This window comes from Mycobacterium sp., assembly GCF_050701675.1.
Lineage (GTDB): Bacteria > Actinomycetota > Actinomycetes > Mycobacteriales > Mycobacteriaceae > Mycobacterium.
In genome coordinates this window covers 1-15326 of sequence record NZ_JBOGDD010001314.1, presented here as the reverse complement: position 1 = coordinate 15326, position 15326 = coordinate 1, and the positions used below count along the sequence as shown (strand labels likewise).

The 15326-nt window shown below is 65.7% G+C and carries 14 protein-coding genes and 1 pseudogene; 8 read left to right on the top strand and 7 right to left on the bottom strand.

Annotated features, from left to right (window positions below):
* The 5 genes and pseudogenes from ACRDUX_RS40595 to ACRDUX_RS40575 form a co-directional block, all read left to right on the top strand.
* A partial coding sequence (locus tag ACRDUX_RS40595; RefSeq protein ID WP_526423167.1) for an acyl-CoA dehydrogenase family protein occupies positions 1-694 on the top strand: 694 nt, incomplete at its 5' end.
* Positions 691-1650, top strand: coding sequence for an acyl-CoA dehydrogenase family protein (locus ACRDUX_RS40590; RefSeq protein WP_526423165.1), 960 nt, complete (start codon positions 691-693; stop codon positions 1648-1650). The genes ACRDUX_RS40595 and ACRDUX_RS40590, both read left to right, overlap by 4 nt.
* The gene (gene ipdE2, locus ACRDUX_RS40585; protein ID WP_526423163.1) at positions 1647-2588 is read left to right on the top strand and encodes an acyl-CoA dehydrogenase IpdE2; all 942 of its coding nucleotides are present in this window, start codon (positions 1647-1649) and stop codon (positions 2586-2588) included. Before ACRDUX_RS40590 ends, ipdE2 begins: the two co-directional genes overlap by 4 nt.
* An 80-nt stretch (positions 2589-2668) precedes the next feature.
* Positions 2669-3010 (top strand): annotated as a pseudogene (locus ACRDUX_RS40580) (HNH endonuclease); the annotation flags it as partial.
* A gap of 33 nt (positions 3011-3043) precedes the next feature.
* Positions 3044-4204 carry a pyridoxal phosphate-dependent aminotransferase gene (locus ACRDUX_RS40575; protein ID WP_526423161.1) on the top strand — a complete coding sequence of 387 codons (1161 nt, stop codon included), beginning with the start codon at positions 3044-3046 and terminating at the stop codon, positions 4202-4204.
* Here the strand turns inward: ACRDUX_RS40575 and ACRDUX_RS40570 are convergent, their stop codons facing one another.
* From ACRDUX_RS40570 to xylA, 4 genes are all read right to left on the bottom strand, one after another.
* Complete coding sequence (locus tag ACRDUX_RS40570; RefSeq protein WP_526423159.1) at positions 4205-5494, bottom strand: sugar ABC transporter permease; 1290 nt, start codon at positions 5492-5494, stop codon at positions 4205-4207.
* Positions 5495-5535: 41 nt separating this feature from the next.
* A complete protein-coding gene (locus ACRDUX_RS40565; RefSeq protein ID WP_526423157.1) occupies positions 5536-6336 on the bottom strand; it encodes an ATP-binding cassette domain-containing protein in 801 nt (266 codons plus the stop codon).
* Between the two features lie 6 nt (positions 6337-6342).
* Positions 6343-7416 carry a sugar ABC transporter substrate-binding protein gene (locus ACRDUX_RS40560; protein WP_526423155.1) on the bottom strand — a complete coding sequence of 358 codons (1074 nt, stop codon included), beginning with the start codon at positions 7414-7416 and terminating at the stop codon, positions 6343-6345.
* A gap of 111 nt (positions 7417-7527) precedes the next feature.
* Positions 7528-8751, bottom strand: coding sequence for a xylose isomerase (xylA, locus tag ACRDUX_RS40555; RefSeq protein WP_526423153.1), 1224 nt, complete (start codon positions 8749-8751; stop codon positions 7528-7530).
* A gap of 132 nt (positions 8752-8883) precedes the next feature.
* Here xylA and ACRDUX_RS40550 point away from each other — a divergent pair, with 132 nt between their 5' ends.
* Positions 8884-10068, top strand: a complete 1185-nt coding sequence (locus tag ACRDUX_RS40550; RefSeq protein ID WP_526423151.1) for an ROK family protein — start codon at positions 8884-8886, stop codon at positions 10066-10068.
* A 29-nt stretch (positions 10069-10097) separates the two neighbouring features.
* On the opposite strand, the gene ACRDUX_RS40545 is transcribed toward ACRDUX_RS40550, so the two are convergent.
* Positions 10098-10784 (bottom strand): GntR family transcriptional regulator, encoded by a 687-nt coding sequence (locus ACRDUX_RS40545; protein ID WP_526423149.1) that lies wholly within the window; start codon positions 10782-10784, stop codon positions 10098-10100.
* A 293-nt stretch (positions 10785-11077) separates the two neighbouring features.
* Between ACRDUX_RS40545 and ACRDUX_RS40540 the strand changes: the two genes are divergently transcribed.
* Together ACRDUX_RS40540 and ACRDUX_RS40535 are read left to right on the top strand one after the other, a co-directional pair.
* A complete protein-coding gene (locus tag ACRDUX_RS40540; RefSeq protein ID WP_526423148.1) occupies positions 11078-12028 on the top strand; it encodes a 3-hydroxyacyl-CoA dehydrogenase family protein in 951 nt (316 codons plus the stop codon).
* Positions 12029-12251: 223 nt separating this feature from the next.
* On the top strand, positions 12252-13703 hold the full coding sequence (locus ACRDUX_RS40535) for an MFS transporter (RefSeq protein WP_526423146.1): 1452 nt from the start codon (positions 12252-12254) through the stop codon (positions 13701-13703).
* A gap of 18 nt (positions 13704-13721) precedes the next feature.
* Here ACRDUX_RS40535 and ACRDUX_RS40530 read toward each other — a convergent pair whose 3' ends face one another.
* Together ACRDUX_RS40530 and ACRDUX_RS40525 are read right to left on the bottom strand one after the other, a co-directional pair.
* A complete protein-coding gene (locus ACRDUX_RS40530) occupies positions 13722-14468 on the bottom strand; it encodes a 3-hydroxybutyrate dehydrogenase (protein ID WP_526423144.1) in 747 nt (248 codons plus the stop codon).
* Positions 14465-15326, bottom strand: an 862-nt coding sequence (locus ACRDUX_RS40525; RefSeq protein WP_526423142.1) for an MFS transporter, incomplete at its 5' end; no start/stop codon positions are given. The genes ACRDUX_RS40530 and ACRDUX_RS40525, both read right to left, overlap by 4 nt.

Genomic DNA, 15326 nt, shown 5'->3' with positions numbered 1-15326 from the left:
CGACGGCGGCTGGAAGCTCAACGGGCAGAAGATCTGGAGCTCGCGAGCCCCGTTCGGCGAGAGGGCATTCGGGCTGTTCCGCTCGGACCCGACCGCCCAGCGCCACAAGGGCCTGACGTACTTCATGTTCGACCTCCACGCCGACGGCGTCACCGTGCGGCCGATCGCGCAGCTCGGTGGGGCCACCGGCTTCGGTGAGGTCTTCCTCGACGACGTTTTCGTGCCAGACGACGACGTCATCGGGGTCGTGGACGACGGCTGGCGCGCGGCGATGAGCACGTCGAGCAACGAGCGCGGGATGTCCCTGCGCAGCCCGGCCCGCTTCCTCGCGCCCGCCGAGCGGCTCGTGGAGGCCTGGAAGATCGACCGCGATCCCGCGTTCGCCGATCGCGTTGCCGACGCTTGGATCAAGGCGCAGGCCTACCGGCTGCACACATTCGGCACCGTCACCAGGCTGGCCGACGGGGGTGAGCTCGGCGCCGAGTCGTCGGTGACCAAGGTGTTCTGGTCGGATCTCGACGTCGCCTTGCACCAGACGGCGCTGGACATGCGGGGGGCCGACGGCGAGCTCGCCGACTCATGGACAGAGGGACTGCTCTTCGCGCTCGGCGGCCCGATCTATGCGGGCACCAACGAGATTCAGCGCAACATCATCGCCGAGCGCCTGCTGGGCCTTCCGCGGGAGCCGAAATGAAATTCGAGCTGGACGACCAACAGCAAGACTTCACGGCCAGCATCGATGGTGCGCTCACGGCCGCCGCCGTGCCAGCCGCCATCCGCGCCTGGGCCGCCGGCGACACGGGTCCCGGCCGCAAGGTGTGGGCAACGCTGGCCGACCTTGGCGTCACGGCGCTGGCCGTAGCAGAGGAGTTCGACGGCATCGGCGCCCATCCCGTCGACCTCGTGGTCGCCGCCTTGCGGCTCGGCTACTGGGGCGTGCCTGGCCCGCTCGCGGAATCGATTGCGGTGGCACCCATTCTGCTCGCCGGCGATGATCGCAGCGGCGCGCTCGCCTCCGGTGAACTCATCGCCACCGTGGCGATCCCGCCGCGGGTACCCCGGGCCGTCGACGCGGACTTCGCCGGCCTCGTCCTGGTGGCCTCCGAGGGCGAGGTGCGGGACGGTACCGCGGCGCAGCGGCACGGGTCGGTCGACCCGGCCCGTCGCCTCTTCGACGTCACCGCCTCCGGCGACGCGCAGACGGCCGACACCGCAACGGCTTTCGAGTTCGGCGCCCTGTTCACCGCGGCCCAGCTGGTCGGTGCGGGCCAGGCGATGCTGGACGCCTCGGTCTCATACGCCAAGCAGCGCAGCCAGTTCGGCCGGGTGATCGGTTCGTACCAGGCGGTCAAGCACGAGCTGGCCGACGTACACATCGCCGTGGAGCTGGCCCGGCCCCTCGTCTACGGCGCGGCACTGTCGCTAGCTGACGGGTCACCCGACGCAGCGCGCGACGTCAGCGCCGCCAAGGCCGCCGCATCCGAGGCCGCGCTGCTGTCGGCCCGCTCGGCACTGCAGACGCACGGCGCCATCGGTTACACCCAGGAGCACGATCTCTCGCTGCTGCTGCTGCTGGTGCAGGCGTTGCGCTCGGCATGGGGCGATCCCACGTGGCACCGCCGTCGAGTGTTGGAGGCACTGACGTCATGAGCGACGAACGGGAAATGTTGCGCGACACTGTCGCGTCCATCGTCGAGAAGCACGCCACCCCCGAGGCCGTGCGCCGCGCGATGGAGTCCGAGCGGGGCTACGACGAAGCGCTGTGGACGCTGCTGTGCGAACAGGTCGGCGCCGCGGCCCTTGTCATCCCGGAGGAACTGGGCGGGGCGGGCGGCCAGCTCGCCGATGCCGCCGTGGTGATCGAGACGCTGGGCCGTGGACTGGTTCCGACGCCGCTGCTGGGTACGACACTGGCCGAGCTGGCGCTGTTGTCCGCCGAGGAGCACGACACCGACACACTGGAGAAACTGGCCGAGGGCACCTCGATCGGCGCCGTCGTCATCGATCCCGGCTATGTGGTCAACGGTGACGTCGCCGACGTCGTGGTGGGCGCCAAGGACGGCCGGCTGAGCCGTTGGACGAGCTTCACCGCGGAACCGGTCGTGACGATGGACCCCACCCGCAGACTGGCGCGCGTCTCGGTCGGAGCAAGTGAGGTCATCGGCGCGGATCCCGGACTCGCCGACACCGCGGCGATCCTCCTCGCAGCCGAGCAGATCGGCGCCGCCAGCAGATGCCTCGACCTGACCGTCGCCTACACCAAGGACCGCGTCCAGTTCGGCAGGCCCATCGGCAGCTTCCAGGCGCTCAAGCATCGGATGGCCGACCTCTACGTCCTGGTGCAGTCGGCGCGCGCGGTGGTCGACGATGCGGTCGCCGAACCGTCGGCCACGTCGGCGGCGCTGGCGCGGATCGCCGCCAGTGAGGCGTTCAGCGCCGTCACCGCGGAGTCCATCCAGATGCACGGCGGTGTCGCGATCACGTGGGAGTACGACATCCAGCTGTACTTCAAGCGGGCGCACGGCAGCGCGCAGCTACTCGGTCCCCCGCGGGACTACCTGCGTCGACTCGAGGCCGAGGCGCTCTAGCCTGACTTGTCGGCCACGCCGCGTACAGTCGCACACATGTTCGAAGAATCTGCGGCGATCGACCCGCTCGCCATGGAGGCCGCGACGACACCTGCCGCACGCCCTACTGCGGCGCGCCGATCCGTCACACCGACCACGGCACCCCCGCCGACCACGGCACCCCCGCCGCCCGCGGCGGGCCGACGAGTTTGATCAACGGCCTTGGCGACTGCGAAGCGTGCAACTACGCCAAGGAGGCGCCCGGCTGGCGGGTACACACCTGGTGTGGCGAAGATGGCCAGCACACTGCCGAATTCACCACCCCCAGCGGTAGTCGCCACAGGTCGACGGCCCCGCCAGTACTCGGCGATCTCGTACTACTCAAGGCCAGCGGGATCGAGATCCGTCTCGGTGACCAACTGGCGTGGCACCACGCTGCCTGATCGACTCTCTGACGACCAGCTAGCCTGGCTCGGATGAGCGATCGTGTCGCAGCGCGCGCGGGGATTCCACCGTTCTACGTGATGGACATGTGGCTGGCGGCTGCCGAGCGACAACGCTCCCACGGCGACCTGGTCAATCTCTCTGCTGGGCAGCCCAGCGCGCAAGCTCCCAGTCCCATCCGCGCGGCGGCCGCCGATGCGCTTGAAAACCACAATCTCGGATACACCGTGGCGCTTGGCATTCCGGAGCTCCGCAACGCGATCGCGGCCTCCTACTCAGACCGATACGGCGTTCTGGTCGGCCAGGACAACGTCGTCGTCACCACAGGTTCCACCGGTGGTTTCCTGCTGGCGTTCCTGGCCTGCTTCGACGTCGGCGACCGCGTCGGCGTGACCAGCCCCGGGTATCCGTGCTACCGCAACATCCTGTCGGCGCTTGGCTGCGAGGTCGTGGAGATACCGTGCGGCCCCATGACGCGATTCCAGCCAACCGTCGAGATGCTCGCCGCGATCGAGCCGCCCATCAAGGGCCTGGTGCTGGCCAGCCCGGCCAATCCGACGGGCACCGTCATCCCGCCCGCCGAGCTAGCGGCGATCGCGACCTGGTGCGAAACCAGCGGCGTCCAGTTGGTCAGCGACGAGATCTACCACGGTCTGGTCTACCCGGGTGCGCCACCGACCAGCTGCGCGTGGGAAACCTCTCGCGAAGCCATTGTGGTGAACAGCTTTTCGAAGTACTACGCGATGACCGGCTGGCGACTCGGATGGCTTCTGGTGCCGCCCGCACTGCACCGCGCGGTGGATCGCTTGACCGGGAACTTCTCCATCTGTCCGCCGACGCTCCCGCAACTCGCCGCCGTTGCGGCGTTTGCGCCGGAGTCCACGGCCGAGGCCGACGCGTTGGTGGACCAGTACGCCACCAACCGCGAGATGCTGCTTCGTCGGCTGCCGGAGATCGGCCTACCCCGACTGGCGCCGGCAGACGGCGCGTTCTACGTCTACGCCGACATCTCCGACTACTCGACGAACTCGCTCGACTTCTGCGCAAGGCTGTTGGCCGACACGGGAGTCGCGATCGCGCCTGGGATCGACTTCGACACCGTGCACGGCGGGGCGTACGTCCGGTTGTCGTTTGCAGGCGCCGTCGGCGACATCGAGGAGTCGTTGAGGCGGATCGGTCCTTGGCTCGGCTGACTACGAAAGGCCCGTCGACGAGCGCCGTCGGCGGGATATCGCATCGACGCTGGCGGCGAGTAGCAGCACACCGCCGGTGACCAGGAAGTTGATGTAGGACGACTGGTTCAGCAGGCCGAGCCCGTTGGCGATCGTCGCGACCACCACGCCGCCGATCACGGCGTCGAGCGCCCGGCCCTTGCCGCCGAACAGGCTGGTGCCGCCAATGACGGCAGCGCCCACGGCATACAGCAGCGTGTTGCCCCCGCCAGAGGACGCCGACACCTTGCCCGCATAGGAAGCGGCGATGATTCCGCTCAGCGCCGCCAGCGACGAGCACGCGATGAACACCGACACCCGGATGCGGTCCACGGAGATGCCGGCACGGCGCGCGGCCTCGGCGTTACCGCCGACGGCATAGATGTGCCTGCCGTACGACGTGCGCTTGAGCACCACGGTCGTGACGATCAGCAGAAACAGGATCAACGGCAGTACGTACGGGATTCCGCTGATCTCCGCTCTGGGGTTGACGCTGCGGTTGACGCTGAGCACGAAGGTGACGCCCAAAACAACTGCCGCTACAGCGAATATCCGCGCAATTACCACGCCGAGCGGTGAGTGGGACAGTTGCAATGCCTTCCCGTGCCAGTACTGGTACACCTCCAGGCCGGCGAACGCCACAACCACCAGCAACGCGATCGCCCAGCCGATGGAGACGGGCACATTGCTGATAGTCAGGCCGCGGATCACCGGATCGTCGACGCGGACGGAGCCGCCCTCGCCGATGAGTTTGAGCGTCACCCCCTGCAGTCCGAGGAAGAACGCCAGGGTGACCACGAACGACGGAATCCCGAGTTTGGCTCGCAGCATGCCGATGATGAGGCCGATCAATGCGCCGCAGGCGATGGCGGCGAGGATCGCCGCCCACCACGGCCAACTCAGGTTGCCGACGATCAGCCCCATCACGCATGCCGACACACCGCCGGCGACTCCCGCGGACAGGTCGATGTCGCCGAGCAGCAACACGAACACCAGGCCCATCGCCAACACGGAGATCGACCCGGCCTGGGTGACCAGGTTGGCCAGATTCAGTGCCGAGAGGAAGCGGTCGTTGGCCAGACCGAAGACCACGAACAGCACGACGAGGCCCAGGATCGCGGGCAGTGAGCCCATGTCGCCGCCGCGCACTCGCTGCAGGTAACCCCGCACGGCCTCGGTGAACGTCTGATCGACACGGGCGTCGCCGGCGAAGTCGGTATCGGCCACACCGACGTCGGATTGAGCACTGCCAGTGCCTGTTTCGATGGGCATCTGAACTTTCCTCGGATTTGCGTCCTGGTCATGCACGGCCTTCACATCGATTCGGCTGCCTGCGCCGGCGCCAGGCCGAGGCCGCCGGAACGTCCCGCGGTGATGAGTTCCACCACTTGGCCGTGGGTCACGTCGGACGCCTTGACATCGGCGGCCACCCGTCCGAGGTACAGCGCACAGATCCGGTCCGCGACGTCGAAGACGTCGTTCATGTTGTGGGAGATGAGCACGACCCCGAGGCCCCGATCGGCGAGTCCGCGCACCAGGCCGATCACCTGCTTGGTCTGCGCGACACCGAGGGCTGCGGTGGGTTCGTCGAGCAGGACCACCTTGGAGTTCCACAGCACCGACTTGGCAATCGCCACGGTCTGACGTTGACCTCCGGACAAGCTCGACACCGTCTGCCGGACGGAGTTGACGGTCCGTACCGAAAGCGATTTGAGAGCCTGGCGGGCCATGGTCTCCATCCGGGCCTCGTCGAGCATCCCCCGGCTCTTCAGTTCCCGCCCCAGGAACATGTTCTCGACGATGTCCAGGTTGTCGCACAGGGCCAGGTCCTGGTAGACGACCTCGACGCCGAGGGCCGACACCTCGTTCGGGCTGCGAACGGTGACGGGCCTGCCCTCGAACAGGTACGTGCCGGTGTCGATGGGATGGATCCCGGCGATCGCCTTGACCAGCGTCGACTTTCCAGCGCCATTGTCGCCGACCAGGGCGGTCACCTGGCCGGGGTAGACGCAGAAGTCGATGTCGTGGAGCACGTGGACGACGCCGAAACTCTTGTTGACACCGCGTAATTCAAGGATCGGAGTTCGTGGCGCAGGCTCGACGTCAGGGGTCATCAGGCCTCAGACTCCGGCAGCGGTGCACAGGGAGGCGAACTGCCCCGAGCACACCTCTTCCTTGGCCTGTCCGCCATCGTCGAGGACGACGTTGATGTTCTCCTTGGTGATCGACTTCGGTGTCAGAAGTACCGACGGGACGTCCCGTCCGCCCGTCTCGTCGCGAGAGGTGCTGCTGGTCTTCGGCTGCTCACCTCCTGCGAGTGCGATCGCCGCCTCGGCCAGCGCGTTGGCTTCCTCGGTGGCCGATTTGTAGACGCTCATGCACTGTGTGCCGGCGAGGATGTTCTGCAGTCCTTCGACGGTCGCGTCCTGGCCGGTGACCGGGACCTGGCCAGCACGCTTGTTCTTCTCCAGGATGGAGATGACCGAACCGGCGAGGCCGTCGTTGGCCGCGTACACCCCGTCGACGCGCCCGTTGGCGGCCGTGTACTGCTGCTCGAAGATGGTCACCGCCTTGTCGTTGTCCCAGTCCGGCACCGCCTGCTCGCCGGCAGCAGTGATCGTCGGCGTCGCGTCGATCACCGAATGAGCGCCGCTGCTGAACAGCTTCGCGTTGTTGTCGGTCGGAGAACCGTTGAGAAAGACGACATTCGCCGGTTTACCGCCGAGGCAATCGACGAGCCCCTGCCCTTGGAGTTCGCCGACCTTGGTGTTGTCGAAGGAGACGTAGACGTCGGCGGAACCGCCAAGGGTCAGGCGGTCGTAATCGATGGTCTTGACGCCCTGGGTGGCCGCCTTCTGCTGAATTGACGCACCGCTGTCGGAGTCCAGGTTGACGATCGCCAGCACGGTGACGCCGTCCGCGATCATCCCGTCGGCGATGGTGGCCATCGTGTCGGCGGATCCCTCGGCGTTCTGAATGGTGTAGTCCACCCCGGCGCTCTTGAAGGCGGCTTCCAGCGCGGGGCGGTCCTTGCTCTCCCACCGGACCGATGACTTGGTGTCCGGCAGGATGACACCGACCTTGCCGCTCTTGGCGTCCGACGAGCCCGACGAGTCCGAGCCCGAGCCGCACGCCGTCAGCGTCAGGCTGGCGCCAACGATGGTGGTGAGAAGCAGGCGGCTGGTTCGTTTCACGAAGATCCCTCCGAATCGGTGGCATTCATGGATTTGTAGTGCGTAATCACATATTGCGTGAACGGCGTCACTCGCGGGCGCAATCGGCAGTTTCGGGACGGGGCGTCTCCCTCACCGTGCACCCATCAGGTGTTCGAGGGCGAACTGGTTGAGAGTCACGAAGCCGCAACCCTTTCCGCCGAAATAGGAGCCCGCGTCGAACTCCTCGTAGGCGGTGCGGTCCGCCAAGAGATCGGCGTACGTCTCGCCGTCGTTCAGGGTGGGCTGCCGCAGTTCGGGCACCCTGGCGATCGTCATCGCCTCTTGGACGGCCGGGTCGGCGCGGAACGCGGCGGCGCGCTGGCGCAGCAACAGATACATCCGCATGTTGGCCGCCGCCGACGCCCACACCCCGTCGGCATCCTCGGTGCGGCTGGGTTTGTAGTCGAAGTGCCGCGGGCCGTCATAGGCCGGGCCGCCACCCGGTCCGCCATGCTCGAGCAGGTCGACGAGCGCGAAGGCGTTGGCCAGATCGCCGTGGCCGAAGACCAGGTCCTGGTCGAACTTGATGCCACGCTGGCCGTTCAGGTCGATGTGGAACAGCTTGCCGCCGTAGAGTGCCTGCGCGATGCCGTGCATGAAGTTCAGCCCGGACATCTGCTCGTGACCGGTCTCGGGGTTCACGCCGACCATCTCCGGGTGAGCGAGGGTGTCGATGAACGCCAGTGCGTGCCCCACGGTGGGCAGCAGGATGTCACCGCGCGGCTCGTTGGGCTTGGGCTCAATGGCGAACCGAAGGCCGCTGCCTTGGTCAATCACGTACTGGCACAACAGGTCCAGCGCCTCGCGATAGCGTTCCAACGCCGCCTGGACGTCCTTTGCCGAGTCGTACTCGCTGCCTTCGCGGCCGCCCCACAGCACGAAGGTCTCGGCACCCAGTTCGGCGGCCAGATCGAGGTTGCGCAGAACCTTGCGCAACGCGAAACGACGCACCCCGCGGTCGTTGCTGGTGAAACCGCCGTCCTTGAAGACCGGCTGGGTGAATAGGTTGGTGGTCACCATCGGCACGACCAGACCCGAGGCTCTCAACACCGACGTCAGTCGATCGATCATCCGACGCCGCTCGGCGTCGGAGCTGCCGAAGGCGAATAGGTCGTCATCGTGAAAGGTCAAGCCGTAGGCACCCAACTCGGCCAGCCGCTCCACGGCCTCGACCACGTCGAGCGCAGGCCGAGTAGCCACACCGAACGGGTCGTTTCCCGGCCAGCCCACCGTCCAGAGTCCGAACGAGAACTTGTCTGACGGGCGGGGTGTCAACGCCTCCGCTACGGCGGCGCTGGACTCCAGGACGGTCATCGGAACTCCTCGGGAATCGTGGGCACCGTCGAGTGCCGAACTGCGATCAGATGATAGTTTGTTCTCTGCTCGAACATAAGATGTGGCCTGCGACACTGTCAAGGCCGGATGCGAGAGGGGGCGGGTGGGCCGATGAAGGGGACGGAAGACCGGCAGTTCGCTCGAGTGGGTACGAGCACCGACGACGTTCGGCGACGCAATCTGTCCAGTGTCTTGACACTGGTGCACCGTCACCGCATGCTCAGCCGCGCCGAGTTGACCCGCTGCACGGGATTGTCGCGATCCACCACCAAGGACCTCGTCGAGGAGCTGGTCGCGAGGGGCCTGGTGGACGAATCACCCGCGCCGTCGACGACGCAGGTCGGCCGGCCCAGCCCGATCGTGCGCCCGGGTAACCGCGTGCTCGCGGTAGCGGTCACCCCCGAGGTCGATGCCGTCACCATCGGAGTGGTGGCGATGGGCGGTGCGGTGCTCGACGTGGTGCGCTGCCCGACGGATCGGGTGCCGACCGCTGCGGGCACCGTAGCCATCGCAGCCAAGGCGATCGGTGGTATCTGCCGGGGCCTCGACGAAGGGCAGGCAGTGACGGCCGTCGGGGTAGCGGTGCCAGGGCTGGTGCGCCGTCCAGAGTCGACGGTGCAACTGGCGCCCAACTTGGACTGGCATGACATCGAAATCGGCCAGATGCTCAGCGCAGCAACGGGATTGCCTACGTTTGCGGCCAACGATGCCAACGCAGGAGCTATCGCCGAGCACATGTTCGGCAATCACCCCGGTGCCGACCATCTGATCTACGTCAACGGCGGGCCGAGCGGTATCGGCGCCGGCTTCGTGGTCGCCGGTGGACTGCTCGAGGGAGTCGCGGGCTACGCGGGCGAATTGGGACACACTTTCGTCGGTGGCGGCGAGAAGTGTCATTGCGGCAGTGTCGGCTGTCTGGAGACCGAGGTCATTCAGGCGCCGCTGGCCCGGCTTCTCGACGAACTCGACGGCACGACCGGAGCGACTCAGAGCCTGCTGGGGTCCCACACCTCTGCCGAGCGCGATGTGCTCAGCCGTCAGGCACGCTCACTGGCGATTGCCCTAGGCAACGCGATCAACATGCTGAATCCAGGACTGATCGTTCTCGGCGGCTTCCTGCGGGTCTTCCCTGCCTACGCCGCGGCGGTGCTCCACGAGGAGTTGACGCGGCGCAGCATGGGCGCCCCGCGCGACCTGGTCCGGGTGGTGCCCGCCACCCTCGGTGCCGACACGCTGGTGATCGGAGCGGCCGAGTTGGCATTCGCACCCGTGCTCGCCGATCCCGGACGGTACTGAGGGTGCGATCAGAGAGGCACGGGTGGGTCTCAACCGTGGTCGACGACATCCTTGAAGCCCCGGTCCTTGACGCCGCGCAGATGGTCGACCATGGCTTGCCGCGCCTTCTCCGGCGACTGAGCCCGAAACGCAGCCAGGATCGCGGAATGCTCGTCGATGGCGTACTCGGCGTCGGTGACCCCCAGCCCCGTGAAGAGTCTGAACCGTTGCACCGATCCGCCGAGGCAGTTGTATGCCATCAACAGGAAGCGGTTGCCGGCGCCTTGGGCAATGAGCTCGTGGAATCGCATGTCGGCCTGCCAGTACTCCCGGTACTCGGCGAACTCAGGCCCCCTCGGGGCGGTACGCAATTCGGCGATCGAACGGTCAAGCGCCTCGATCAAGGCGGGCGTGGCCCGCTCACAGGCCCGGGATGCGTTGACCGGCTCGATGGCAAGGCGGGCGTCTATCAGCTCGGCGAGTTCGGCGGTGCTGAGCAGCGGCGCAACACGGTAGCCACGCAGCGCGACCCGAATCACCAAACCGGTCACTTCGAGACGGGCCAGAGCCTCGCGCACGGGAGTCGCCGAAACGTCCAGTTCACGAGCAATGCCGTCAATGCTTACGGCCTCATTCGGTCCGTACCGGCCGTCCATCAACATCTCCAGCAACTTGTCGTGGACATGGTCGGTCAGCACCTGCCGGACAGGTAGGGAAGCGACGACTTCGGGAGCCACAAAAAGATCCTATAGGAATCGCTTGACAGTCAATCATCGATCCTACATCCTATAGGAATCTCCTCCTGTGATTCACGTCTCATCACGAGGACCGGTGAGATGCACGTCTCGGTGATGTCGCCGCGGGCGCACCCGATAACGACCTAGCGAAGAGGAACCGTGAGTTCGATCTACGACGGCTTCGTTGCCGCCAACCGCCCTCTGTCGGTTCCCAGCGGCCCAACCAGCCACTTCTCGCGACTCAGCTCAGTAACAGTTCCGACCGACGACAGTGGAAGTAAGCGGTGACAACAGTGACCAGGCAAATCGCAGTAATCGGCTCGGGGTACATGGGCGGGGGCATTGCGCAGGTGTTCGGCCTCGCCGGAGCCCGCGTCGCCCTTGCCGACGTCAGTGCAGAGATTGCCGAGAAGAACTACCACCGGTTGATCGCCGAGTCGAAGGAGTTCGTCGCCGAAGGGCTTTTTCCCGAAGGCGCCACCGCCACCCTGGAGGCCAACCTGTGGCCCGCCGCGTCGTTGGCCGAGGCGGTGTCGAACGCGGACTTCGTCGAAGAAGCCGTGCCAGAGGTCCTAGCGATCAAGCACGACACCCTGCGCCAGATCAGCGTCGCGGCAAGGCCGGACGCCATCATTGGCTCCAACACCTCGACGATCTCCATCGGCGACATGGCCGATGCCGTCGCCAATCCCAGCCGATTCCTCGGCGTGCACTTCAGCAACCCGTCGCCGTTCATCCCCGGAGTAGAGATCATTCCGCACGCCGGCACAGACGAGAGCGTCGTCACCCGGACACGACAACTGATCCACGACGCCGGGAAATCGACGGCTCAGGTCAAGGACGTCACGGGATTCGTGTTGAACCGACTGCAGTACGCCCTCTTTCACGAAGCAACCCAACTAGTGGAAGCTGGGACGGCGACCGCCGAGGACATCGACACCCTGGTACGTACCACCTTCGGTTTCCGGCTGCCCTTCTTCGGCCCATTCGCCATCGCCGACATGGCCGGTCTGGATGTCTACGACTTCTGTTACCGGTCTTTGCAAACCGGGTTCCCCGAGCGTTTCGCGACACCGCGGGTTCTGACCGAACTCGTCGCGGCGGGCAACCTCGGGACCAAGACTGGCAAGGGCTTCTTGGACGTCCCGGCCGAACGCATCCCCGCGCTCATCGCATACCGCAACAAGGCCTACGTGCTGATGCAGAAACTGCTCGATGAACTCGGACCCGCACCCCTCGATTGACGCCAGGCCGACTCATTGACCGTCGATGGTGACATCGACCCGAGTAGGAGCACTGCGTATGCGTACTGACGGCCCGTCCCGATGGAGCCGCGAACGACTGCTGTACCTGACTGTCGGCGTGATCATCTGCGTCGTCGGAGTGGCGCTGATTCTCACCTGACGTCAAGACGAAGCCCAAACCACTGAACTAGCTGTGTTGCAACACCATTCGACAGGAGAAGTGATGTCAACGATAGACCTGAACGCAAGTAAGGCATTGTTGCGCGACCCAGTTCTCGCTTCGGCGATCTCCAAGGCCTCGCGCCGATTGATGCCAATGCTCGTCCTCCTCTACATTGTCTCGTTTCTTGACCGCACGAATGTCGGCTTTGCGGCGCAGGCACTCGAGGTTGACCGCGGGGTATCCGCAGGTGCCTACGCCCTGGGCGCAGGCATATTCTTCATCGGCTACGCAATATTCGAGATCCCCAGCAACCTGGTACTGAACCGGGTCGGAGCGAAGTTCTGGCTAGCCCGAATCGCAATCACCTGGGGAATCGTTTCGGCGTGCTTCGCGTTCGTGCAAGGCCCGAACTCGTTCATCGCGCTCCGCTTTCTGCTCGGTGTGACCGAGGCCGGCTTGTTCCCCGGCGTGATCATGTTCCTGGCGGCCTGGTTTCCAAACAAGGTGCGGGTCAGGATGTTTGCCATCTTCTACCTGGCGCAGCCGGTCTCCCAGATGTTGGGTGCGCCGTTGTCCGGATGGCTGATCAACATCGGTGACCAGATGCCCGGTGTGCACGGCTGGCAGGTCATGTTCGGAGTCGAAGGACTGTTGGCCGTCGTCGCAGGAGTTGCCGCTTACGTCTTCCTCATCAACGGGCCGGAGCATGCGAAGTTCCTTACCGCTGCCGAGAAGAATGCCTTGAAGGACGTGATGGCACAGGAGGACACCGTAAAGGAGGAGTCTGGCCCCAGGGGCGTGTGGAATGCGATGAAGAACGGGAAGGTCTGGTACTTCACCACCATCTACTTCTGCTTGCAGGTGGCTGTCTACGGCGTGACCTTCTACCTGCCCGCGCAGGTGTCTGAACTCACCGGCACCAAGGTGGGACTGAAGGTCGGGTTGCTGGTCGGGGTCCCGTGGTTCTTCGGCATCTTCGCGTGCTATTTCATCGGACGTGCGGCGACCACCATCCAGCGGCGGCGCATCTGGGCCGCCTTGCTGTTCGTATCAACCGCACTGTGCATCTTCGGGTCTGCATGGGCGGGGACCTACCACCAACCAGTGCTGGGACTGATCTTCATCACCCTGGCGGTGTGTAGCTTCCTTGCCGTCGGCCCCATCGTCTGGTCCTATCCCGCTGCATTTCTGACCGGAGCTGCAGCTGCAGCGGGGATCGGTCTGATCAACTCCTTGGGCAACCTCGGCGGTTTCGTTGCGCCCATTCTGCGTACCAAGGTCAATGCCGTCGTCAACGACGCGGCGGGCTCGGCCGGTATCTACGCGCTGGGCGTACTGCCACTGGTTGCCGCAGCGATGATGTTCTACACCCGCAGGTTCCGCGTCAAGGCAGACGAGCTACTCGACAACGCCGACGCGAACCCGCTCCAGGAGCATACCCCAGTGAGCGAGAAGGCTTCCGCCAGAATCGCTTCCACGGAAGCTCGCAAGGAGACCTCGAATGAGGACTGATCCGAGCCATGATTCGAGCTAGCGTGCGCTCCAGCCGCCGTCCATCGTGTACGACGCCCCGGTGACCATGCCCGCGCTCGGCGACGCGAGCCAGCCCACCAAAGACGCCACCTCCTCCGGCTCGACCAGTCGCTTGATCGCGCTCTCGGAGAGCAGGACCTTCTCCGCGACGTCCCGTTCTGGGATGCCATGGGTGCGGGCCTGATCGGCGATCTGCTTGGCTACCAACGGAGTTCGAACGTAGCCCGGATTGACGCAGTTACTGGTCACGTCGTGGGCGCCGCCTTCGAGCGCGGTCACCTTGGACAGACCTTCCAGGCCGTGCTTCGCGGTGACGTAGGCGACCTTGAACTCCGAGGCCCGCAGACCGTGCACCGACGAGATGTTCACCACCCGGCCAAAACGCTGTTCGTACATGTGCGGCAACGCCGCCCGGATCAGCAGGAACGGCACCTCGACCATCAGCGAGAGCATGGAGCGGAAGCGGGCTGGGTCGAACTCCGTGATCGAGTCGACGGTCTGCACCCCCGCGTTGTTCACCAGGACGTCCACCTCGAGGGACAATTCCTCGAGCGCGGCGACGTCGAGAAGATCGACCACCCAAGCACTTCCGCCAATCTCCTCGGCCAGCGCCGTGGCTGCCACGTCGTCGACGTCGGCGACCGTGACGATGGCACCCCGACTCGCAAGCTCACGGGCACACGCCGCGCCGATGCCGCTCGCACCGCCGGTGACGAGAGCGGTTCGTCCGGCGAGTTCGGTCATCGCGGAACTACCTGCCCCCACTCATCCCCTGCTACTTCCTCGGCGTCGGCGACGTCCAACGACTCGAGGTCGATGCCGTTGGTCTCACGGGTGAACACCACCGCGATCAGGGTCACTGCGCACGCCAGCGCCAGGTAGATCGCGATCGGGACCGAGGAGCCGTAGACGTCGAGCAGTTTGACGGCGATGATCGGCGCCAGCGAGCCCGCCACGATCGAGGTGACCTGATAACCAAGGGACACACCGGAATAACGCATCCGAGTCGGGAACATCTCGGCCATGATGGCCGGCTGCGGGGCGTACATGAACGCGTGGATGACCAGGCCGAGCGTGACAGCGGCGGTGACGACGACGTAGTTGCCGCTGTTCATCATCGGGAAGGCGAAGAAGCCCCAGGTGGCCCCAAGCGCGGCGCCCACGAAGTACACCGGCCGCCGTCCGTAACGGTCAGCCAACTTGCCCACCAGCGGGATGATGGCGAAGTGCACCGCGTGCGCGAAGAGCAGATACCAAAGAATCGAGCTGGTGTCGGCGCCGACCTGGACCTTCAGGTAGGTGATCGAGAACGTGACCACCAGGTAGTACATGATGTTCTCGCCGAACCGCAGCCCCATCGCGGTGAATACGCCGCGCGGGTAGCGCTTGAGCACCTCGATCACGCTGAACGAGGTCGCCTTGATCCGCTCGGCTTCCCGTTGCGCCGCAACGAAGATCGGGGCGTCGGTGACCTTGGTGCGGATGTAGTAGCCGATCAGCACGACCACGGCTGACAGCCAGAATGCGACCCGCCAGCCCCACGACAGGAACGCCGCATCCGACAGCGTCCCGGTCAGCACCAGCAGCACCACCGTCGCGAGC